This window comes from Modestobacter sp. VKM Ac-2982 (genome assembly GCF_026967935.1).
Taxonomy (GTDB): domain Bacteria; phylum Actinomycetota; class Actinomycetes; order Mycobacteriales; family Geodermatophilaceae; genus Modestobacter.
Window position 1 is genome coordinate 709,630 of sequence record NZ_JAPVBL010000002.1, and the last position, 21,887, is coordinate 731,516.

The window sequence follows — 21,887 nt, forward strand, 5'->3', positions numbered from 1 at the left end:
CCGTGACCACCAGAATGGCCATTCTGGTGGGCACGGGGTCAGTCGCCCCGGCCCCTCGCAGGGGCCCGGGCTGAGCTGACGAGGTCCGGGGGGGCGAGGGGGTCCTTCTTCAGTCGCTGGTGGGGCGGTTGCGGCGGCGGGGGGCGGCGTGCGGCGGCTGGCGCACCGGCTCCACCTCGGGGGCAGGCGGGATCTCCCACTCCACCGTCTCGCCGGTGACCACGATCGGCTTCCCGTGGTGCGCGATCTCCAATGACCCCTCGCCGTAGACCAGCCGGTAGCTGGCCTTCTCCTGGGTCACCGTGACCGACAGGCACTTCCCCTGGAACACCACCCGGAAGCGCAGCCGGCGGATCCGGCCGGGCAGCCGCGGGGCGAAGGTCAGCCGGCCACCGTGGTCGCGCATCCCGCCGAAGCCGGCGACCGCGACCGTCCAGCCGCCGGCCAGCGAGGCGATGTGGAGCCCGTGCCCGCTGTTGCCGTGCAGGTTCTGCAGGTCGGTCAGCGCGGCTTCGGCCCAGTAGTCGTGCGCGAGGTCCAGGTGCCCGGTCTCGGCGGCCATCACCGCCTGCACCGACGCCGAGAGAGAGGAGTCACGCACCGTCCGGGCCTCGTAGTAGGCGAAGTCGGCGATCTTCTCCTCGAGGGTGAAGGCGTCCCCCCGCAGGTGCAGGGCCATCACCAGGTCGGCCTGCTTGATGACCTGCTTGCGGTAGATGTCGAAGTAGGGGAAGTGCAGCAACAGCGGGTACTGGTCGGGCCGGGTGCCCTCGAAGTCCCACTCCTCGTGGTGGGTGAACCCCTCCGACTGCTCGTGCACCCCGAGGTCGGCGTTGAACGGCACCCGCATGGCGTCCGCGGCGCGGGACCACAGCTCGAGCTCGTCCTCGCCCACCTGCAGCCGCGCGGCGGTGTCGGGCTGGCGGCGGGCGGCCTCGACCGCCTCGCGCAGGTTCCGCTGCGCCATCAGGTTCGTGTAGACGTTGTTGTCCACGACGGCGGTGTACTCGTCGGGCCCCGTGACGCCGTCGATCCGGAAGCCCTGGCCGTCGTCGAAGTGGCCGAGCGAGGCCCAGAGCCGGGCCGTCTCGACGAGCAGCTCGGTGCCGTGGTCGCGGTCGAAGTCGTCGTCCAGGGTGGCGGCGGTGTAGCGGGCGACGGCGTCGGCGATGTCGGCGTTGATGTGGAAGGCCGCCGTCCCGGCCGGCCAGTAGCCCGACGTCTCCTCCCCGCGGATGGTCCGCCACGGGAACGCCGCACCGGCGTGACCCAGCACCCGGGCCCGCTCGCGGGCCAGGTCCAGCGTCGAGTGCCGCCACATCAGCGCGTCGCGCACGGCTGCGGGAGCGGTGTAGGTGAGCACCGGCAGCACGTAGGTCTCGGTGTCCCAGAACGTGTGGCCGTCGTACCCGTCACCGGTCAGGCCCTTGGCCGGGATCGGCTGCCGCTCGGCGCGCAGGCCGGCCTGCAGGACGTGGAACATGCCGACCCGCACCGCCTGCTGCAGCTCGTCGTCGCCCTCGACCTCGACGTCGGCCTCGTCCCAGTGCCGGTCCAGCAGCTCGCGCTGCTCCCGGACCAGCCGGTTCCAGCCGGCGAGCTTCGCGGTGGCCAGCGCCCCCTCCACCTGGTCCCGGACGGCGGCCGACGAGCGGCGGCTGGACCAGCCGTAGGCCAGGTACTTCACCAACCGCAGCTTGGAGCCGGCCGGCAGCCGGGCGGCCAGCGTGTAGCGGGCCAGGTCCGGGGAGACCTCCAGGTCCTCGGTGGCCGAGTCCGGGATGTCGACCTCGTGGTCCATCCCGGCGGCCATCCGCAGCCGGCTGCCGGGGGTCTGGTGCACCAGGACGGCGTGCCGGCCGCGGCCCACGTGCAGCTCCGACTGCAGCGGCCGGGTCATCGCCGAGGCCGCGCGCGGGTCGTCGGACTGGGTCGTGATCACGAACTCGTTGGCCAGCAGGTCCGACTGCAGCGCGATGTAGAGGTCGCCCTGGTCGTCGGTGCACTCCACGGTGTACTCGATCGCGGCGATCGAGCGCCGGGTCAGCGAGACCAGCCGGGTGCTGGTGACCCGGACCTGACGGCCGCTGGGCCCCCGCCACTCGGTCGCGCGGCGGAGCACGCCGTTGCGCAGGTCCAGGGTGCGGCGGTGGTCGATGACGTCGCCGTACTGCAGGTCCAGCGGGGTGTCGCCGACCAGCAGCCGGATCAGCTTGCCGTCGGTCACGTTGACCACGGTCTGGCCCTGCTCCGGGAAGCCGTACCCGGCCTCCGCGTAGGGCATCGGCCGCTCCTCGAAGAAGCCGTTCAGGTAGGTGCCGGGGACGACGACCGGCTCCCCCTCGTCGAGCGTGCCGCGCATCCCGATGTGCCCGTTGGCCAGGGCGAACACCGACTCGTTGACCGCCAGGGAGGCCAGGTCGACGCCGACCTCGGTCAGCGACCAGGGCTCGACCAGGAAGTGCGCGCGCCCCTGGGTCACGGGGCCTCCTCCAGCAGCTGGTCCAGGTCGGTGACGACGACGTCCGCGCCGCGCTCGCGCAGCCCGTCGGCCTGGCCCACCCGGTCGACCCCCACGACGTAGCCGAAGTCACCGGCCCGTCCGGCGGCGACCCCGGACAGCGCGTCCTCGAACACGGCGGCCTGGCCCGGCTCGACGCCGAGGGCCCGCGCACCGGCCAGGAAGGTGTCCGGGGCCGGCTTGCCGCGCAGCCCCTGGGCGGCCGCGACCACCCCGTCGATCCGGGCGTCGATCAGGTCGGCGAACCCGGCGACGGCGACCACGTGCTCCCCGTTCGCCGACGCCGTGACGACGGCGGTGGCCAGGCCGGCGTCCCGCGCCGCCCGCAGGTACCGCATCGAGCCCTCGTAGACCTGCACGCCGTGCTCGTCCAGCTCGGCCATGATGAGCTCGTTCTTCCGGGTCGCGACGCCGGCGACGGTGACCACGTCGGCGAGGTCGTCGTCGCTGCCCTCGTCCAGGGTGATCCCCCGGCTGGCCAGGAAGTCCCGGACGCCGTCCTTGCGCGGCTTGCCGTCGACGAACTCGTTGTAGTCGGCGAGGCTGAACTCCGCCGCCCCGGGGTCCCGGTTCCGCAGGAACTCGTCGAAGGTGCGTTTCCAGGCAGCCTGGTGCACCTTGGCCGTCTGCGTCAGGACCCCGTCGAGGTCGAACAGGCAGGCCCGGATGTCTTCGGGGAGTCCCAGCACGCCCGACACGCTACGGCGAGACGACCGCCGGGACCTCTCGGGACCCCCTCCCCTCGCTGATCCGCACCCGCAGGGTGCGGTCGGTGGCCACGCGGGCGGTCGGTCGAGCGGGCGGTGTTGGGGATAACGGTCAACTGACTGGGAACGACCACGCGACCAGGCGCCCGTGCGCGCGGCTGCCTAGGGTCGGCGGCGGGCACGCCGCCCCGGCGCCACCGCCGAGGCCCCACCACCCGAGGAGGACCCGCATGGCCGCTCGACCCACCGCGCCCGACCCCTACGACTCCCTGCCCCCCGTCCCCGCGTTCCAGGTGACCAGCACCGACCTCACCGACGGCGAGCCGATGCCCCAGCCGCAGGTGAGCGGCAAGATGGGCCTCCCGGGGGGCGAGGACCGCTCACCGCAGCTCAGCTGGTCCGGGTTCCCGGACGGGACCCGCGGCTTCGCGGTCACCGTCTACGACCCCGACGCCCCGACGGCCAGCGGCTTCTGGCACTGGGCGGTCACCGGCCTGCCGGCCTCGGTGACCGAGCTGCCCACCGGCGCCGCCGACGGCGGGCTGCCCACCGGCGCGGTGCAGCTGCGCAACGACGCGGGGTTCGCCGGCTACGTGGGTGCGGCACCGCCGGCCGGGCACGGCCCGCACCGCTACTTCGTCGTGGTCCACGCACTCGACACCGACGACCTCGGCGTGCCGGCCGAGGCGACCCCGGCCTACCTCGGCTTCAACCTGTTCAGCCACACCCTCGCCCGGGCCACGCTGGTCGCGACGTACGAGGTGCAGTGACCTGTCGTCCGGCGGAGGCGGCGGGTCCCCGCCCGCCTCGGCCGGACGGCCGCGCGGTGTCTCAGCCGGAGGGCCGTCCGGTCCGTCAGCCGGGAGGGCGCTCGGCGACGCAGCTGGTGGCCACCCGGGCGAAGCCGGCGCGTTCGTAGACCCGGGCGACGTCGTCGTCGCCGGCGGAGAGGAACACCAGGTCGGCGGTCTGCCGGGCGTGCTCGACCAGGGCCGAGGTGAGCCCGGCTCCCAGGCCGCGCCCGCGGAACCGGGGCAGGGTGGCAACGCCCACGACCTCGCTGACCTCGATGCCGTCGACCTGCAGCGGCTGGTGCGACCCGATCGCGACCGGCTCGCCGTCGTCGACGGCCACCATCATCACCGTCGAGCCCGAGGCCACCCGGTCGCGCAGCACCTCGGTCGGCGGCACCTCGGCGGGACCGGGGTCGTCCTGGGCCACCTCCGGGCCGCTGTGCGACCCCTGGTCGGCGGGTGCCGGACCGGGCGAGGCGAACGCGAGAGCGGCCAGCCGCTGGTACAGGCCCAGCCGGGGGTCATCGGCGCCCACCAGGTACAACCGCACCTCGCTGGGGAGCAGGACCGCGACCGGGTCGTCGGCGACCAGCAGCGGCAGCTCGTCGACCACCAGCCCGGCCGTCCGCGCAACGGTGGCCAGGCCGTGGCAGCGGTCCTCCAGCCACTCCAGCGCCGCCGGCAGCCCGGCCTGCTCCTGCAGCGCGATCGCGGCCCGGACGTCGTCCAGCGCGATGTCCCCCTCGAACCCCGGCCGCGGCCGGGCCGGGTAGGGCCACTCCACCCGGCCGATGGGCACCTGCAGCGCACCGATGGAGTGCACCCGGGCATCGGCCAGCGGGGCAAGGGCGAAGTAGCGCTCGATCCGGTCGAGCAGCCCGGGCGACGACACCCCCGGACCCTAACGGCCGACGGGGGTCAGGCGCTCCGGCAGCCGCCCGGTACCCACCCGGCCGGGGGGCGCGCGGCGGGCAGACGGCACCATGGGCGCCGTGACGGCCGGTCAGCGAGCGCAGGTCTCGCCCTTCACCGCGTTCGACCGCCAGTCCTGGCGGGCGTTGGCCGCGGGCGGTGAACTGCCGCTGGACGACGCCGACGTCCGGCAGCTGGCCACCCTGGGCGACCGGATCGACCTGGACGAGGTGTCCACCGTCTACCTGCCGCTGGCCCGGCTGCTGCACCTGCACGTCACCGCCAGCCGGCGGCTGTGGGCCGCCCAGACCCAGTTCCTCGGCGCCCGCACGGAGAAGGTGCCCTTCGTCATCGCCGTGGCCGGCAGCGTCGCCGTCGGCAAGAGCACCACCGCCCGGCTGCTGCAGGCGCTCCTGGCCGCCGCCCCCGACACCCCGCGGGTCGATCTGGTCACCACCGACGGCTTCCTGCTGCCCAACGCGGTCCTGGAGTCCCGGGGCCTGCTGGGCCGCAAGGGCTTCCCGGAGAGCTACGACCGGCGGGCACTGCTGCGTTTCCTGGCCGACGTCAAGTCCGGCAAGCCGGCGGTCAGCGCCCCGCTGTACTCCCACCAGTCCTACGACGTGCTGCCCGACGAGCGCCAGGTCGTCGACTCCCCCGACGTGCTGGTGCTGGAGGGGCTCAACGTGCTGCAGGCCGGCGCCCGGAACGACGGCCGGGTACCCGAGGTCTTTCTCTCGGACTTCTTCGACTTCTCCGTCTACGTCGACGCCACCGAGCACGACATCTCCCAGTGGTACGTGGAGCGCTTCCTCGCCCTGCGCCGCACGGCGTTCCAGGACACCGGCGCCTACTTCCACCGCTTCGCCGACCTCACCGACGAGCAGGCCACGTCGACGGCCCGCGGGATCTGGGAAGCGGTCAACGAGCCCAACCTGCGGCTCAACATCGCCCCCACCCGGTCCCGCGCGCGCCTGGTGCTGCAGAAGGCCGCCGACCACTCGGTCCGCCGGGTGCTGCTGCGCAAGCTCTGACCCACCGCGCGCTGGCAGAAGGTGGCCACCGCGGACGACCGCGTGCTGGCGGTGCCGGTCAGCCGCCGTTCCGAGCGGGGGTCGACGCTGCAGTGCGCGGCGTGATCCTGTTCGACGGCGACGGCGGGCTGCGCCCCGACGGGCCGGTCGTGCTGCCCCGGCGCCGGGGCGGTCGTCGACACCGCGGTCACGCGGGCCGGGCGGTTCCCTCAGCCGAGGCCGGCTGCGTCGGCGGCCTGGGTCAGCAGGGTGGCGAACGCCGCCTGGTCCAGCGCGGCGTCGTCGGTGCCGGTCTGGGACAGCATCACCGCCCGCGGGCCGTCGGTGACGACCCCGACCAGCATCGAGACGGTGCCGGCCGGGTGGGTCATCGTGACCGCCAGCCCAGCGGCGGAGTCCCCGCGGTCCGGCACGTCCAGCGCCGACACCCCGAAGCCGACCTCCATGCCCCAGGGCGCGTCGACGGTGGCGTCGGCGCACGCCTCGACGAGCTGGTCGACCGGCAGCTCCAGCCCTTCGACGGCCGGTCCCTCGGAGACCACCTGGAAGATGCGGACCTGATCAGAGGCGGCCACCTGGGCCGCGACCGCCGGCATCTCCTCGTCCTCGAGCGTCGGCAGGGCGGCCAGCGCGTCCGCGCAGGCGGCCGGCTCGACCGACGGCTCCGCGACCGTGCCGTCCTCACCGGTGCCGTCGTCCTCGGTCGCGTCCTCGTCGGTGCCGTCCGCGTCGGTCCACCAGTGGTGACCACCCCACCCGCGGTGGTCACCCCACCCGCGGTGCCCCGCCCAGCCGTGGGGGTCACCCCACGACTCGCCCCCCGCCCACCATCCCGACCAGGGGCCGACCCACTCCGCCGGGAGCTGGTGGACCGTGGCGTCGGGGCCGAACGCGGACTCCGGCAGCAGCGCACCGGCCAGGTCCTCCGCCGCGGCCTCCTCGGCCGCCGGGTCGGCGCTGCCCGTGGCCGCCGCCTCGCTCACCGCGGTCGGACCGGTGGCGTCGAACTGGCTCGCGCAGGAGCTCAGCACGGCCGTCCCGACGATCACTACCACACCGACCGACGAGCGACGCACCAGGGTCCCCATGCATGGGGATGGTCCACCTTCCGGACCGCGCCGTCGACCCCTTCCCGGCGTGTCAGGACCGGGCTCCCACCACGTCCTTCGTCGTCCCCAGGTCGTCGGGGGCCCCTTCGGCGCGACCGGGCTCGGTCGCGACCGGCGCGCGCGGCACGGCCGGCTCCTCGAACGCCTCCGGCGACGGGCAGGAGCAGACCAGGTTCCGGTCGCCGTAGGCACCGTCGATGCGCCGCACCGGCGCCAGGTAGCCACGCCCGACCAGTCCCGGCACGGGGTACACGGCCACCTCGCGGGAGTAGGGGCGGTCCCACTCCCCCGCCAGCATCTTCAGCGTGTGCGGCGCGTTGCGCAGCGGGTTGTCCGTCCGGTCGTACTCGCCGGTGGCGACCTTCTCGATCTCCCCGCGGATGTGCACCATCGCCTCGACGAACCGGTCCAGTTCGGCCTTGTCCTCGCTCTCGGTCGGCTCGACCATCAGCGTGCCGGCCACCGGGAAGCTCATAGTCGGGGCGTGGAAGCCCAGGTCGATCAGCCGCTTGGCGATGTCGTCGTTGGTCACGCCGGTGGCCTTGGTGAGCGGCCGGATGTCCAGGATGCACTCGTGCGCCACGAGGCCGGTGGCGCCGGTGTAGAGCACCGGGTAGTGCGGCCGCAGCCGCTCGGCGACGTAGTTGGCCGCCAGGATCGCCTGCTCGGTGGCCTGGAGCAGCCCGTCGGGCCCCATCAGCCGCAGGTAGGCCCAGGAGATCGGCAGGATGCCCGCCGAACCCCACGGCGCACCGGACACCGGCGCGCCGGTGCCGCCGGTCTCCACCAGGGGGTGGCCGGGCAGGAAGGGCACCAGGTGCTCCCGGACACCGATCGGGCCCACTCCCGGCCCGCCGCCGCCGTGCGGGATGCAGAAGGTCTTGTGCAGGTTGAGGTGGCTGACGTCGGAACCGAAGCGGCCCGGCTTCGCCAGCCCGACCAGGGCGTTGAGGTTCGCGCCGTCGACGTAGACCTGGCCGCCGGCGTCGTGCACCGCCGCGCAGATCTCCTGCACCTCCACCTCGAACACCCCGTGGGTCGAGGGGTAGGTGATCATGATCGCGGCGAGCCGGTCGGCATGGGCGTCGACCTTGCCGCGCAGGTCCGCGAGGTCGACGTTGCCGGCCTCGTCGCAGGCCACCACGACCACCCGCATGCCGGCCATCACCGCGCTGGCGGCGTTGGTGCCGTGCGCCGAGGACGGGATGAGGCAGACGTCGCGCTGCACGTCGTCCCGGCTGTGGTGGTAGGCGCGGATCGCCATCAGGCCGGCGAACTCGCCCTGCGACCCGGCGTTGGGCTGCACGCTCACCGCCGCGTACCCGGTGATCTCGGCCAGCCCGTCGCACAGCTCACCGATCAGCCGGGCGTACCCGCGGGCCTGCTCGGCCGGGGCGAAGGGGTGCAGGCCGGCGAACTCCGGCCAGGTGACCGCGGCCATCTCGGTGGCGGCGTTGAGCTTCATCGTGCACGAGCCCAGCGGGATCATCGTGCGGTCCAGCGCCAGGTCCTTGTCCGACAGCCGGCGCAGGTAGCGCAGCATCGCCGTCTCCGAGCGGTGCTCGGAGAAGACCGGGTGGGTGAGGAACGGGGTGCGCCGGTGCAGCGCGGCCGGGAACGCGGCCGGGCCGGCGTCGTCCAGGGCGGCGTCGTCGGTGCCGACGCCGAACGCCTCGGCGACCAGCCGGAGGACGGCGGGCGTCGTCGTCTCGTCGCAGGCGACCGCCACGGTGTCGGCGTCGACCAGGCGCAGGTTCACCCGGCGCGCGGCTGCGGCGGCCACCACGTCGGCGGCCCGGCCGGGAACGGCGACGGTCACGGTGTCGAAGAAGTGCTCGTGCACGACGGTGAGCCCACCGGCGCGCAGCCAGCCGGCCAGCAGCTGGGCGCTGCGGTGCACCCGGGCGGCGATCGCGGTGAGCCCCTCGGGCCCGTGGTACACGGCGTAGGCGCCGGCCATGACCGCGAGCAGCACCTGCGCGGTGCAGATGTTGCTGGTCGCCTTCTCCCGACGGATGTGCTGTTCCCGGGTCTGCAGCGCCAGCCGGTAGGCCACGTCGCCGTCGGCGTCGACCGAGACCCCCACGAGCCGGCCCGGGAGCTGGCGGGCCAGGCCCTCGCGCACCGCGAGGTAGCCGGCGTGCGGGCCGCCGTAGCCCATCGGGACGCCGAAGCGCTGGGTGGTCCCGCAGGCGACGTCGGCGCCCCACTCCCCCGGCGCCTCCAGCAGGGTGAGGGCGAGCAGGTCGGCGGCGACCACGACGGCGGACCCGGCCTCGTGCGCGGCCGCGGCCAGCGCCCGGTGGTCCCGCACGGCACCGCTGGCGCCCGGGTGGGCCAGCAGCACGCCGAAGGCGCCCGCCTCGGGGAGGTCGGTGGGCCAGCCGGCGGAGAGGTCGGCGACGTGCAGGCCGATGCCCAGCGGCTCGGCGCGGGTACGGAGCACGGCGAGGGTCTGCGGCAGGGTGTCGGCGTCGACGACGAAGACCGCATCGGTCTTCGCCCGCCCGGCCCGGCGGACCAGCGTCATCGCCTCCGCCGCGGCGGTCGCCTCGTCCAGCATCGACGCGCCGGCGACCGGCAGCCCGGTGAGGTCGGCGACCATCGTCTGGAAGTTGATCAGCGCCTCGAGCCGGCCCTGGCTGATCTCCGGCTGGTAGGGCGTGTAGGCGGTGTACCAGGCCGGGTTCTCCAGGATGTTCCGCTGGATCACCGCCGGGGTGATCGTGTCGCTGTAACCCAGCCCGATCATCGAGGTGAACACCTCGTTGGCCGAGGCCCGCTCACGCAGCTGCGCCAGCACGGTCGCCTCGTCGGCTGCCGGCGGGAGGTCCAGCGGGGTGCGGTCGCGCACCCCCTCGGGCACGCAGGCGTCGGCCAGCGAGGCCAGCGAGGAGTGCCCGACGACCTCGAGCATCGCCGCGGTGTCCGCGGGGCGGGGGCCGATGTGCCGGGCCGCGAACGACCCGTTCGTCGACAGCGCGGAGAGCGCGGGGAGCGACCCGGTCAGGGGTGCGGGATCAGAACCAGGAGTCCGGTCGGCCACTGCTGGGACGGTACCAGCGTGTCGTCACCGTCCCGGTCCTCCAGGCGACCCAGGAGCCGGGGGTGTCCTAGGCCGAGGCGGCGCGGCGACGGCGGCGGGCGGACAGCTCGTCGTCGGCGGCGGAACCGCTGCCGTCCAGCCGCTCGGCCGGCAGCTCCGCCAGCTCACCGGAGAGCTCGCGGAGGGCGCCGGAGACCGCGATCCCGAAGACGCCCTGCCCACCGGCGAGCAGGTCGACGACCTCCTCGGCCGAGGTGCACTCGTACACGGTGGCGCCGTCGGAGAGCAGCGTGATGTTCGCGAGGTCCTTGACCCCGCGGGTGCGCAGGTGGTCGACGGCCTTGCGGATGTTCTGCAGCGAGACCCCGGTGTCCAGCAGCCGCTTCACGACCTTGAGCACCAGGATGTCGCGGAAGGAGTAGAGCCGCTGCGTGCCCGACCCGGTGGCGGTCCGCACCGACGGCGCGACCAGCCCGGTGCGGGCCCAGTAGTCCAGCTGCCGGTAGGTGATGCCGGCCGCGGCGCACGCCGTGGGGCCGCGGTAGCCGACGACGTCGGTGTCGACCTCGTCGTAGGACGGAACACCCACCGCCGCGTCGCTGAACAGTTGACCCTGTGAACCGTTGTCCTGGTCGCTCACGGGCACTCCTCGCTGGCACTGGTCTGCCGCGGTCGCGGCGCTGCTGGGTTCGTGCCGTCGCTCGCGGGCCCGCTCACTCCAGCGCCTCCTCGACTCCGGCACCCAGCACCTGGGCCGTTCCCGCGCTGTCGCCGGGAGCGGTCACGGGCGCGACTCAGGGACTTCCACGCACGTGATTCGCTGAAGGTAGGCCGGGGCCGCGACAGGGTCAACCGAGGGACGCGGCGTGTCGCTGCGCTCACCCGTGCGGGTGGGCCCGGTACCACGCAGAGCCGGTGGCTCAGCTGCCGCTGGAGCCGGAACCGGCGCCGAAGTCCTCGGGGCTGATGTTGTCCAGGAACTCGCGGAACTTCTCCACCTCGTCCTCCTGCTCGTCGGGGATCTCGATCCCGACCTCGTCGAGCAGGGCCTCGGCGCCGTAGATGGGGGCGCCGGTGCGGACGGCGAGGGCGACGGCGTCGGACGGCCGGGCGCTCACCGTGCGCTCGTCGCCGAACTGCAGCTCGGCGAGGTAGATGCCGTCGCGCATCTCGGTGATGTGCACCGCCTCGAGGGTGGCGCCCAGGGCCGTGACCACCTCACGCAGCAGGTCGTGGGTCATCGGCCGGGCCGGCCGGACGCCCTGCTGCTCGAAGGCGATCGCCGCGGCCTCGGTCGCGCCGATCCAGATCGGCAGGTACCGCTCCCCCTGGGTCTCCTTGAGCAGCAGGATGGGCTGGTTGCCGGGCAGCTCCACCCGGACGCCGACGACTCTGAGCTCCTGCACGTCTGGCTCCCCTCCGCTGAGTTCCCCGTGGCCGCCCCACTGGTCTGCCGACCGCCCACCGCGAGGCGGCCGACCGGTGTGCCGGGGCGCCCGCACCCCCGCAACGGTACGCCAGCGATCAGCCGCCGAGGACGTCGCGCAGCCGCGTCTCCAACAGCCCACCGTGCAGCTGTGCGGAGAGCTCGGCCAGCTCCTGGAGCTGCTCACCGGCCCGGGTGCGCGCCTCCTCGGAGCGGGCCAGTAGGACTGGGGCCACCAGCTGCTCCAGCAGGGCGGCCTCCCGCTCCACCGCCGTCCGGTACACCCGCAGGTGGCGCGGTTCGATGCCGTGCCGGGCCAGCCCCGCCACGGCCCGGCCCACGGGCAGGTCGGTGACCCGGTGCCGGCCCTGGGAGTCGGCGTTGAGCAGCCCGAACTGCACGCAGTCGGCCAGCTGGGCCGCCGACAGGCCGGCGGCCTCGGCGAACTCGCCGGCCGGCAGGGGCGCGCTGGGGACCGGCCCGCCGGCCACCCCGCCGGCGGGGTGGCCGCCAGGGGGCCGCTCGCGACGATCGAGGGCGTCCAGGTGTTCCTTGATGACCCGCAACGGCAGGTACTGGTCCCGCTGGGCGGCCAGCACGTACCGCAGCCGGTCGACGTCGGCCACGGAGAACTTCCGGTAGCCCGACGGCGTCCGCTGCGGGTGGACCAGCTCCTCGGACTCGAGGTAACGGATCTTGCTGATCGTCACGTCCGGGAAGTCGCCGCGCAGGGCGGACAGCACCTCACCGATGGTGAACCGGGGCGTGGTCTCAGCGGTGTCCCGGTCAGCGCTGGGGCTGGGCTGGGGCACCGCCGTCATGACCGGCGTCCGCTCTCGGCCCGCTCCTCGGTGCCCGACGCGGCGTTCATGCGCCGGCCGGCTCGCCCGTCCGCGGCCCGGTCAGGTAGACCAGGCGGAACTTGCCGATCTGGACCTCGTCGCCACCGGCGAGCGAGGCCACGTCGACCGGCTCGCGGTTGACGTAGGTGCCGTTCAGGCTGCCCACGTCGTGCACGGTGAACCCGCCGCCCTCGCGGTGGAACTCCACGTGCCGGCGGCTGACCGTCACGTCGTCGAGGAAGATGTCGCTGTCGGGGTGCCGACCGGCGGTGGTGACCTCCTGGTCGAGCAGGAAGCGGCTGCCCGCGTTGGGGCCCCGCTTCACGACCAGCAGGGCGGACCCGGCCGGCAGCGACTCGACGGCACCGGCGTGCGCGTCCGCGGTCGACTCGGCGACCTCGGCCTGCTCGCCGGAGTCCTCGCCGCCGACCTTGGGGATGATGCTGGTCGACTCGCCGACCCGCTCGGGGCTCAGCGCGGCCCCGCACTGCGCGCAGAAGCGGCTGCCCTCTGGGTTCTGGTGGCCACATCGAGTGCAGAGCACGTCGGTCTCCTCCGGTGCAGGCGGCACCGCCGCGGGCCTGGTGGTACGGGCCGCGGTCGGCCGGCGGACGACGGACCGGTCGGCCCGTCGTAGGTCGGCCGCCGCAGGATCACGGTCGGGCCGGGGGTCATGGAACCAGCGGCCGACCCGAGGGTCAACCGCACGTACAGGGTGAGGGTCGGACGCCGTCGTGGAGCTCACGGCCCGACCGTCGCAGTGATGATAGTGATCGTCGACCACCCCGGCGGGACGGTGGGGGGCCTGCTCCGCGACTCAGGACGTCTGGACGATCGCCTCGTAGGCCGCGGCGTCCAGCAGTGCCGCGGTGGGGTCGCCGTCCTGCCCGGTCACCTGGACCTCGACCAGCCAGCCGGCGCCGTAGGGGTCGCTGTTGACCGTCTCCGGCGCGTCGGCCAGGGCCTCGTTCACGGCCGAGACGACACCGGCCACCGGCGAGTAGACGTCGGAGACGGACTTGGTCGACTCGACCTCACCGATCGCGTTGCCGGGGGCCACCTGCGCACCGACCTCGGGCAGCTGGACGAACACGATGTCGCCCAGGGCGTCCTGGGCGTGGTCGGTGATCCCGACGCGGACCACCGCGGCGGCACCCTCGGTGCCCTGGACCAGCGCCCACTCGTGCTGGGCGGTGTAGCGGCGGTCATCGGGCGTGGCCATGCGGCATCTCCAGGGATCGGGGTCGGTTCGGTGGCTGCAGTGGTGGCCGTGGCCTCGGTGCAGGGGCCCGGGCCGAGCGCCAGCGAGGTCTGGGGGCACCGAGGTCCTTCCTCAGTCCCCGTCGTCCGGCTCAGCGTATTGAGGCGTGTCCAGTGGCCGCAACGCGTCCACGACGACGTCCTGCGAGGGCGCGATCACCACCTCGCCCCGGCGCTGGTTGACGGTCGCGGAGACCCCGCCGGGGATGTTCAGGGCGGTGGCCATGTCCTGGGGCGAGCCGATCACCCGGATGACGTAGGGGGCCTCCACGGGCTCCCCGTCGATCTCCAGGGCGCCCGGCTCGCCGGTGATGGCGCTGCTCACGCCGATCCGGACGTCGTCGATCTGCATCGTCTCCGCTCCCGCCCCGCGCAGCTCCTGGACGGCGTTCAGCACGACGCCGGCGGTGACCCGGTCGGCGGGGTCGCGGATGACCACCTCGAGCCCGGGACCGCGGGCGGCGACGGTGCCGTTGAGGACGCCCAGCGCCTCGGCCCGCTGCTCGGCCTCCGCGAGGGCAGCGGCCGCGGCGCTGTCGGAGCTGCCCAGTTGGGACAGCGCCGCCCGCTGGTCGCTGATCTCCTGGCGGAGCCGGTCCTCCCGGGCGGAGAGGTCGTCGAGGATGCGCACGAGGTCCTCTTCGCGCAGGCCGGCCAGCTGGGCGTCGGTGTCGGTGCTGCGCACCTGCACCGCGAAGGCGAAGCCCAGCAGCAGGGTGAGCACGCCGATGAGGAGCGCCGCCACCGGATCGCGCCGCCGTCGTCCGCCGGCCGGCGTCGCCCCGCCGCCGTCCCCGGCGGACGGCGGGTCGGCCGCCTCTGGCTCCCTCACGCCGTCCGCACCGGCGGGGTCGGCCTGGGGGCCCGGGGTCTGGGGGCCCGGGGTCTGGGGGTCCGGGGTCTGGTGGTCCGGGGTCTGGTGGTCCGGGGTCTGGTGGTCCGGGGTCTGGTGGTCCGGGGTCTGGTGGTCCGGGGTCTGGGTGTCCGGGGTGTCCCCCTCCGGCGGCTCGGGGTCGGACCGACGACCCACGGTCGGGTCCTCGGTCATGCGCGGAACAGGTGCCGGCGGATCGCCGCGGCGTTGCCGAAGATGCGGATGCCGAGCACCACCACCACGGCGGTCGACAGCTGCGCGCCGACCCCGAGCTGGTCACCGAGGAAGACGATCAGCGCGGCGACGACGACGTTGGAGACGAAGGAGACCACGAAGACCTTGGCGTCGAAGATCCGGTCGAAGCGTGCCCGCACCCCGCCGAACACCGCGTCCAGCGCTGCGACCACCGCGATCGGCAGGTAGGGCTGCAGCCAGAGCGGGACGTTGGGGTCCAGCAGCAGCCCCAGCACCACGCCGACCGCCAGTCCGATGATCGGGATCACGCGTCAGCCTCCATCGGTGGGTGGTTCGGGGGTGGCGGGTGGCAGCGCCTCACCCTGCTCGTCGGTGGCGGCCAGCGGATCGGCGAACAGCAGCTCCGCGTTGCTGCCGGCCGGCAGCTCGAGCTCATCGGCCCGGGCGAAGTCGAAGACCACGCCGAAGTCCTTCGTCAGCTCGGCCAGGTCGTTGGCCTCCGGGGTGCTCAGGAAGGCCCGGGCCAGGTCGTCGGGGTCGCCGACGGCGGAGATCTCGTAGGGGTTCATCACCGGGCGGAAGTCGACCAGGATCGCGTCACCGGCCTGGCGGATGGCGGTGGTCGGGCCCACCCGCTGGCCGTTGATGCTGACCGCCTCGGCGCCGGAGGCCCACAGCGCGTTGACGGCCAGCTGCAGGTCGCCGTCCTGCACCCGTCCGGCCAGCGCGATCTGGTCGGACCCACCGACCGGGTCGCTGTCGGCGGCCGGCGGGGCGTTGCCGAGCGTCACGCGCAGCCCCGGCCCGGTCACCGCGACCGCTGCCGCGCCGTGCTGGGCCTGCGCGAGCTGGTTCAGCGCGCGCTGCCCGACCACGCTGGTGTCCAGCGCCTGCTGCCGGGTCTGCGCCACCTCCGCGGTCAGCGCCTCCAGCTGGGCGGCCAGCTCGTCGCCGACCGCCGACTCCTGGACGATGTCCTCGCGCAGCGCCTCCCGGGCCGCCTCGCGCCCCTGCGCTCCGGCCGCCGCCTCCTGGTAGGTCACCGCGGCCAGCAGCCCGCCCAGCAGCAGCGCGGCGGCGACGAGCAGCTGTCCCCGGTTCCGCTGCAGCCAGGTCGGCCGGGCGGCCGGACCGGTGCCCGCGGTCGCGGCCTGCTCCTCGGCGGCCCGGGCAGCCCTCGCCGCAGCCACCTGGGCGTAGGCCGGGTCCAGGGTGTCGGCCAGCACCTGGTCCAGCAGGGAGGCACCCAGCGATCGTGGCCGGCCGGGTGCGGGCGCGCTCACGCCTCCACTCCGGCCCGGTGGCTCCCGGACAGCAGCTGGACGGCCTGGACCACGTAGAGGACCCCCGCGAGCAGGTAGAGCGCCGCACCCCAGACGGTGAGCGCGTAGGCGACCGGCTGGACCACCGCGGCCGCCGGCCCCGCGCCGTCGGCCAGCAGCAGGAGGGGGAAGGCGTAGAGCAACAGGAAGGTGGCCGCCTTGCCCAGGTAGTGGACCTGCAGCGGTGGCCAGCCCGCGCGCCGGAGCACCAGCAGGGTCCCGGCCAGCACCACCTCGCGCAGCAGCAGGACGACCACCACCCACAGCGGCACGACGTCGCGGATGACGAAGGCGATCAGCGTCGCGACGATGTAGAGCCGGTCGGCGGCCGGGTCGAGCAGCGCGCCGAGCCGGCTGGACTGCCCCAGCGCCCGGGCCAGCTTGCCGTCGAGCCAGTCGGTGGCGCCGGAGACGGCGAGCACCACGATCGCCCAGCCGTCGGCGTGCGGGCCCAGCAGCAGCCACAGGAACAGCGGCACGCCCAGCAGCCGGACGACGGAGAGCAGGTTGGGCAGCGTGAACACGCGGTCGCCGAGCTCGTCCCGGTTCGGCAGCGCACGGCGACGCCTCGCCGGACCGTCGGCCGGACCGTCGGCCGGGACGCCGGCCGACCGGTCGTCCGCCGTCGTCATCGCAGCTCCACCTCGCCGTCCACCGGGGGTCAGGCTAGTGCCCGACGTCCATGGTGCCCCGGGCGACCGGCCGGTCGCCCGGCCCGTGGCGACGGGGGCCGCCGAAGACCTTGACGACGGGGGTCCCGGTGCCGTCAGGTTCTCCGATGACCACCGGACCCCTCGCCGGGCTGCGCGTCGTGGAGCTCACCGGTCTGGGCCCGGCGCCGTTCGCGGCGATGCTGCTGGCCGACCTGGGCGCCGACGTGCTGCGGGTCGACCGCCCCGGAGCCCGGCCCCCCACGCCGGCCGCCGAGCACGACCTGCTGGCCCGGGGCCGGCGGTCGGTGGCCGTCGACCTCAAGGACCCGGACGGCGCGGAGCTGGTCCGGCGCCTCGCCGAGCGCGCCGACGTGCTGCTGGAGGGCTTCCGGCCCGGGGTCACCGAGCGGCTGGGCCTCGGGCCGCAGGAGTGCCTCGCCCGCAACCCCCGCCTGGTCTACGGCCGGATGACCGGGTGGGGCCAGGACGGCCCGCTGGCGGCGACGGCCGGGCACGACCTCGGCTACATCGCGGTCACCGGCGTCCTGCACGCCATCGGCCGGGCGGGCGGGCCGCCGCAGGTCCCGCTGAACCTGGTCGGCGACTTCGGCGGCGGCGCGATGTACCTGGTGGTCGGGGTGCTCGCCGCGCTGCTGGAGGCCCGCGCGAGCGGCCGGGGCCAGGTCGTGGACGCCGCGATCGTCGACGGCACCGCGCACCTGGCGACGATGGTCCTCGGCATGCTGGCCGGCGGGGTCTGGCGGGACACCCGGGGGGTGAACCTGCTGGACTCCGGCGTCCCCTGGTACGACGTCCACGAGACCGCCGACGGCCGACACCTGGCCGTCGCGGCGCTGGAGCCGCAGTTCTACGCCGAGCTGGTCGACCGGCTCGGCCTGGCCGATCGCGCGCCCGACCGGGCCGACGCGGACCCCGAGGTGCTGCGTGGCCTGCTCGCCGACGCGATCCGCCGGCGCACCCGGGACGAGTGGGTCGAGGTGTTCGCCGGCAGCGACGCCTGCGTGGCCCCGGTGCTGTCCTTCGCCGAGGCCCGCGACCACCCACAGCTGGCGGCGCGGCAGACCTACGTCGAGCGGGACGGCGTCGTCCAGCCGGCGCCCGCGCCGCGGTTCTCCCGGACGCCGGCCACCCTCGACCGGCCGCCGTCCCGCGCCGGAGAGCACACCCGCGCGGCGCTGTCGGACTGGGGCATCGCCGACGTCGACGCGCTGCTGACCGCCGGCACGGTCGTCCAGGCCCCGACTCGCCACAGCTGACGGTCGACCGGGAGGAGAACACTCCCGGAACACCTCTCGTCGTTGTGCAGCGGGTCACACATGGCCTAGCGTTCCCCTCTTACCGGACATGTCGTTCGCTTATCGAGCAGAACGAGGGAGCTCATGGTCACGACGCCCTGCACCTCCGCGGCCGCCCGGGCGGCCTCCGCAGCCGGCTGGCCCGACGCGGCGAGCGACCCGGCCGACCGGGCCCGTCCCGTCCCGCTGGACGCGGAGACGGCCCTCGGCTCCTTCGAGGCGGCGGTGTCCTCCGCGTGCGCACCGGTCCGGGTGCGGCCGGTCGAGGGCGTCGCGTTCCGCGGTCGGCTGCGCAGCGCCACCGCCGACGGGCTGCTGGTCACCGCACTGCGGACCAGCCCCAACTCGGTGTCCCGCACCGGGCGCCTGCTCAGCTCCACCGACCCGGAGTTCGTGAAGCTGATCTGGCAGCGCCAGGGCGTCAGCCGGCTCAGCCAGGACGGCCGCCGGGGCGAGGTGCGCCCCAACGACCTGGTGGTCTACGAGACGACCCGGGCCTACCAGCTGGACAGCGCGGGCCCGGACTGGGCGGCGGTCGTCGTCGCCGTGCCGCGGGACCGGCTCCAGCCGCACCTGCGGCCGTTCAGCGAGCGCACCGCGGTGCCGGTGCCCGCGACGGGCGGCCCGGCCCGGGCACTGGCGTTGATGCTGGCGGAGCTGGCCAGGTGCGAGGACGCCGGGATGGGCGACTCCCCCGCTGCCTGCCACCTGGGCGATGCCCTGGTGTCGATGATGCTCGCCGTCTACGCCGGCCTCCCCGCGCTGCCCGGCGGCAGCGGACCGACCCTCGCCGACCGGGTGCGCTCCTACGCGCAGGCGCACCTCGGCGACCCCGACCTCGGCGTCGAGTCGATCGCGGTGGCGCTGGGCGTCTCGGTGCGCCAGGTGCACAAGATGTGCGCCCAGGAGGGGTTCACCGCCGCGGCCTGGATCCGGCGCCGTCGGCTGGAGCGGATCCGCCGCGACCTGCTGGACCCCACGCTCGCCGGCCGCAGCACGGCGTCGATCGCCGCCCGCTGGGGGATCCTCGACGTCACCCATCTCGCCCGGCAGTTCCGCGCGGCCTTCGGCGAGTCCCCCGCCGAGCTCCGCCGTCGGCAGACGACCGCGGCCTGACCCGCCGTGGTCCCCCGGCGCCGTGCACGAAATGGCGGCCGGGCGTGCGCGGGATGGTCGACCCCGGCCGGCGCGGTGTCGTGGACTGGCCGGTGTCGGCACGGCCGGTCGCCGGTCGGCCGGTCCATGCCCGCTCGGCAGGCCGTCCACCCCGTGGCCCCGGGCGTCGCACGTCCCCAGCCGCCCACGCCCGCCCGGAGGCCCGATGTCCCCCACCCCGCTCCCCGCTGACCTCCTCGTCACCGGAGGCCGCATCTGGACGTCGGACCCGGCGCGCCCATGGGCCGAGGCGCTGGCGGTCCGCGACGGGGTGCTGCTGGCGGTCGGCACGGTCGAGGAGGTCGCGCCGCACCGCGGGCCGGACACCGAGGTGCACGACCTGGCCGGGTCGCTGGTGCTGCCGGGGCTGGTCGACGGGCACGTGCACCTGAACCTCGCCGGCGCCCAGGCGGCCTTCGAGCTGCCGCTGCTGCCGAGCGACTCGCTGGCCGAGGTGCTGGCGAAGGTGCGCGCCTGGGCCGACCGGCTGGAGCCGGACGCCTGGGTCGTCGGCGGGATCCTCGGCAGCACGCTGGTCGGGCAGCTGGCCGAGGAGCGTCACCGGCTCACCCTCGACGAGGCCAGCGGCGGGCGGCCGGTGCTGCTGCGCGACGACACGATGCACAACCGCTGGGTCAGCTCCCGGGCGCTCGAGCTGATGGGCGTGGGCCCGGACACCCCGGACGTCGAGGGCGGCCGCTACGTCCGGGACGACGCCGGCCGGCTCACCGGCGTGCTGCACGAGCTGGCCTCGGCGCGGGCGGAGTCGGCCTTCGCCGCCTCGGTCGCCGACCCGCAGGCCCGCATCCGGGAGGCGGTCGCCACCGCGGTCCGGGTGCTGAACTCCTACGGCATCACCGCCGTGCAGGAGGCCGCGACCATGGGCGCGCCCCTGGCTGCGCTCCGCGAGCTCGAGGCGGAGGGCGGGCTGACGCTGCGCGTGGTCGCCTCCCTCCCGGTGCGGCCCTTCCTCGAGGACGGCCCGGTGGGCGGGGAGCTGATCGCCGAGGCGCGGGCGCAGCGCAGCGACCTGATCCGGCCGGACTTCGTGAAGATCGTGCTGGACGGGGTCCCGATGACCCGGACGACGGCGCTGCTGGAGCCCTACCTGTGCCGGCACGGCGAGCCGGCCACGACCGGCGACCTCTACTACGACCTGCCGGACCTGGTCGCCGAGGTCGAGCGGTGCCACGACCTCGGCCTGGGCGCGAAGTTCCACGCGACCGGGGACGCCTCCGTGCGGCTCGTGTTGGACGCCGTGGAGCAGGTGCGCTCCCGCCGCGGGCCCGGGCCGCGGTTTCAGATCGCGCACGCCGAGTACGTGCACCCCGACGACCTGCGCCGCTTCGCCGCGCTCGACGTGGTCGCCGACGCGTCTCCCTACATCTGGTTCCCCGGGGTGATCCAGGACAGCATCGCCGCTCACGTGCCCGAGGAGGTCGTCGCCGCCTCCTGGCCGTTCCGTGACTTCGTCGACTCGGGCGCGCTGGTCGCCGCCGGGTCGGACTGGCCGTGCGCCGCGCCCACGCCGGACCCGTGGACCGGGCTGGAGGCGATGGTCACCCGGCGCAACCCCGACCCCGCGGTGCCCGGTGCGCTCAACCCCGGGCAGGCGCTGACCGTGCAGGAGGCGGTCACCGCCTTCACCACGCACCCGGCCGAGGCGATGGGCCTCGGTGAGGTGACCGGGCGGCTCACCCCGGGCCGGTCGGCGGACTTCATCGTCCTGGACCGCGACGTCTTCACCGTGGACCCGGCGCAGGTGCACGCCACCCAGGTGCTGCGCACCTGGTTCGCCGGCCGGCTGGTGCACACCGCCGACGCCCCGGCCGCGCAGGCATGACCCGCGCGACGGGCCCGGGCGCGCCGCCGGCCCGCACCCCGTGACGTCCGGCCCGGTCACGCTGGTGACCGGCGGCGGCGCCGGCATCGGCGCGGCGACCGCCCGAACGCTGGCGCGCGCCGGGTCCCGCGTCGCCGTCTGCGGTCGCCGGCCCGAGCCGCTGCAGCGGACGGCGCAGGAGACCGGTGGGCTCGCCGTGACCGGTGACGTCGCCGACCCGGCCGACGCCGCCCGGGTCGTCGAACGCACCGTCGAGCACTTCGGCCGGCTCGACGGCCTGGTGCTCAACGCCGGGGTGATGCACCCCGGGGCGCTGCTGGACGTCTCCCCCGAGGCGTTCGAGGCGACGCTGCGGGTCAACGTCGGCGGTCTCTTCCACGTGCTCCGGGCGGCGCTGCCGCACCTGCTGGCGGCCCGGGGGGCGGTGGTCACCGTCGCCTCGGTGGCCGGCCTGCGGGCCAGCGCCGAGATGTCGGTCTACGCCGCCTCGAAGGCGGCCGCCACCGCGCTCACCCAGTCCCTGGCCGTCGACTACGGACCCCAGGGGCTGCGGGCGAACGTCGTCTGCCCCGGCTGGACGGCGACCGAGATGGCGGACGCGGAGATGGCCGAGTTCGGCGGTCCCCGCGGCCTCGACGGCGACGCCGCCTACGGGCTGGTGACCTCGCTGGTCCCCGCCCGCCGGCCGGCCGGCGCCGAAGAGGTCGCCGCGTGCATCGCCTGGCTGCTGTCGGACCAGGCGCGCTACGTCAACGCGGCGGTCGTCCCGGTCGACGGCGGGCAGGTGGCCGTGGACGTGGGCACGGTGCCCTTCGACCCGCGGGTGTCCGTCGACCGGTCCTGACCCGGCCTCGCCGCGCGACACCGGCCGGTGACCC

The 21,887-nt window shown here is 74.9% G+C and carries 20 protein-coding genes; 6 read left to right on the forward strand and 14 right to left on the reverse strand.

Annotation, left to right across the window (positions count from 1 at the left end):
- Positions 1-109: 109 nt before the first annotated feature.
- Positions 110-2,482: a glycoside hydrolase family 65 protein gene (locus tag O2W20_RS10225; protein WP_269172736.1), complete on the reverse strand. Its 2,373-nt coding sequence runs from the start codon at positions 2,480-2,482 to the stop codon at positions 110-112.
- A complete protein-coding gene (locus O2W20_RS10230) occupies positions 2,479-3,210 on the reverse strand; it encodes an HAD family hydrolase (protein ID WP_269172735.1) in 732 nt (243 codons plus the stop codon). Before O2W20_RS10230 ends, O2W20_RS10225 begins: the two co-directional genes overlap by 4 nt.
- Positions 3,211-3,458: 248 nt before the next feature.
- Between O2W20_RS10230 and O2W20_RS10235 the strand changes: the two genes are divergently transcribed.
- Entirely contained in the window at positions 3,459-3,998 is a 540-nt protein-coding gene (locus O2W20_RS10235) for a YbhB/YbcL family Raf kinase inhibitor-like protein (protein ID WP_269172734.1), read from the forward strand.
- A gap of 85 nt (positions 3,999-4,083) precedes the next feature.
- On the opposite strand, the gene O2W20_RS10240 is transcribed toward O2W20_RS10235, so the two are convergent.
- Positions 4,084-4,914 carry a GNAT family N-acetyltransferase gene (locus O2W20_RS10240; RefSeq protein WP_269172733.1) on the reverse strand — a complete coding sequence of 277 codons (831 nt, stop codon included), beginning with the start codon at positions 4,912-4,914 and terminating at the stop codon, positions 4,084-4,086.
- Positions 4,915-5,005: 91 nt separating this feature from the next.
- Between O2W20_RS10240 and coaA the strand changes: the two genes are divergently transcribed.
- Positions 5,006-5,968, forward strand: coding sequence for a type I pantothenate kinase (coaA, locus tag O2W20_RS10245; protein WP_269172732.1), 963 nt, complete (start codon positions 5,006-5,008; stop codon positions 5,966-5,968).
- Between the two features lie 209 nt (positions 5,969-6,177).
- On the opposite strand, the gene O2W20_RS10250 is transcribed toward coaA, so the two are convergent.
- The 11 genes from O2W20_RS10250 to O2W20_RS10300 all read right to left on the reverse strand — a co-directional run bounded on the left by O2W20_RS10250 (position 6,178) and on the right by O2W20_RS10300 (position 16,674).
- Entirely contained in the window at positions 6,178-7,017 is an 840-nt protein-coding gene (locus tag O2W20_RS10250; RefSeq protein ID WP_269172731.1) for a hypothetical protein, read from the reverse strand.
- A 91-nt stretch (positions 7,018-7,108) separates the two neighbouring features.
- Complete coding sequence (gene gcvP, locus O2W20_RS10255) at positions 7,109-10,123, reverse strand: aminomethyl-transferring glycine dehydrogenase (protein WP_269172730.1); 3,015 nt, start codon at positions 10,121-10,123, stop codon at positions 7,109-7,111.
- Between the two features lie 67 nt (positions 10,124-10,190).
- A complete protein-coding gene (locus tag O2W20_RS10260; protein WP_442928946.1) occupies positions 10,191-10,763 on the reverse strand; it encodes a MerR family transcriptional regulator in 573 nt (190 codons plus the stop codon).
- A gap of 280 nt (positions 10,764-11,043) precedes the next feature.
- Positions 11,044-11,529, reverse strand: coding sequence for a bifunctional nuclease family protein (locus tag O2W20_RS10265; RefSeq protein WP_269172729.1), 486 nt, complete (start codon positions 11,527-11,529; stop codon positions 11,044-11,046).
- A 118-nt stretch (positions 11,530-11,647) separates the two neighbouring features.
- Positions 11,648-12,370 carry a transcriptional regulator FtsR gene (gene ftsR / locus O2W20_RS10270; RefSeq protein ID WP_269172728.1) on the reverse strand — a complete coding sequence of 241 codons (723 nt, stop codon included), beginning with the start codon at positions 12,368-12,370 and terminating at the stop codon, positions 11,648-11,650.
- 46 nt (positions 12,371-12,416) lie between these two features.
- Entirely contained in the window at positions 12,417-12,962 is a 546-nt protein-coding gene (gene odhI / locus O2W20_RS10275; protein ID WP_164702279.1) for an oxoglutarate dehydrogenase inhibitor Odhl, read from the reverse strand.
- A 246-nt stretch (positions 12,963-13,208) separates the two neighbouring features.
- Positions 13,209-13,613, reverse strand: a complete 405-nt coding sequence (gene gcvH / locus O2W20_RS10280; RefSeq protein WP_269172727.1) for a glycine cleavage system protein GcvH — start codon at positions 13,611-13,613, stop codon at positions 13,209-13,211.
- A 111-nt stretch (positions 13,614-13,724) separates the two neighbouring features.
- Positions 13,725-14,681, reverse strand: a complete 957-nt coding sequence (locus O2W20_RS10285) for a DUF881 domain-containing protein (protein ID WP_269172726.1) — start codon at positions 14,679-14,681, stop codon at positions 13,725-13,727.
- Between the two features lie 14 nt (positions 14,682-14,695).
- A complete protein-coding gene (locus O2W20_RS10290) occupies positions 14,696-15,028 on the reverse strand; it encodes a small basic family protein (RefSeq protein ID WP_269172725.1) in 333 nt (110 codons plus the stop codon).
- Between the two features lie 3 nt (positions 15,029-15,031).
- Positions 15,032-16,003 (reverse strand): DUF881 domain-containing protein, encoded by a 972-nt coding sequence (locus O2W20_RS10295; protein ID WP_269172724.1) that lies wholly within the window; start codon positions 16,001-16,003, stop codon positions 15,032-15,034.
- Positions 16,000-16,674 carry a CDP-alcohol phosphatidyltransferase family protein gene (locus tag O2W20_RS10300; RefSeq protein WP_269172723.1) on the reverse strand — a complete coding sequence of 225 codons (675 nt, stop codon included), beginning with the start codon at positions 16,672-16,674 and terminating at the stop codon, positions 16,000-16,002. The genes O2W20_RS10295 and O2W20_RS10300 overlap by 4 nt, the downstream gene beginning before the upstream one ends.
- A 146-nt stretch (positions 16,675-16,820) precedes the next feature.
- Between O2W20_RS10300 and O2W20_RS10305 the strand changes: the two genes are divergently transcribed.
- The 4 genes from O2W20_RS10305 (at position 16,821) to O2W20_RS10320 (ending at position 21,853) form a co-directional block, all read left to right on the forward strand.
- Positions 16,821-17,972: a CaiB/BaiF CoA transferase family protein gene (locus O2W20_RS10305; RefSeq protein ID WP_269172722.1), complete on the forward strand. Its 1,152-nt coding sequence runs from the start codon at positions 16,821-16,823 to the stop codon at positions 17,970-17,972.
- A 123-nt stretch (positions 17,973-18,095) separates the two neighbouring features.
- Complete coding sequence (locus tag O2W20_RS10310) at positions 18,096-19,127, forward strand: helix-turn-helix domain-containing protein (RefSeq protein WP_269172721.1); 1,032 nt, start codon at positions 18,096-18,098, stop codon at positions 19,125-19,127.
- 205 nt (positions 19,128-19,332) lie between these two features.
- Entirely contained in the window at positions 19,333-21,009 is a 1,677-nt protein-coding gene (locus O2W20_RS10315; RefSeq protein ID WP_269172720.1) for an amidohydrolase, read from the forward strand.
- Between the two features lie 40 nt (positions 21,010-21,049).
- Entirely contained in the window at positions 21,050-21,853 is an 804-nt protein-coding gene (locus tag O2W20_RS10320) for an SDR family NAD(P)-dependent oxidoreductase (RefSeq protein ID WP_269172719.1), read from the forward strand.
- The last annotated feature ends 34 nt before the right edge of the window (positions 21,854-21,887 follow it).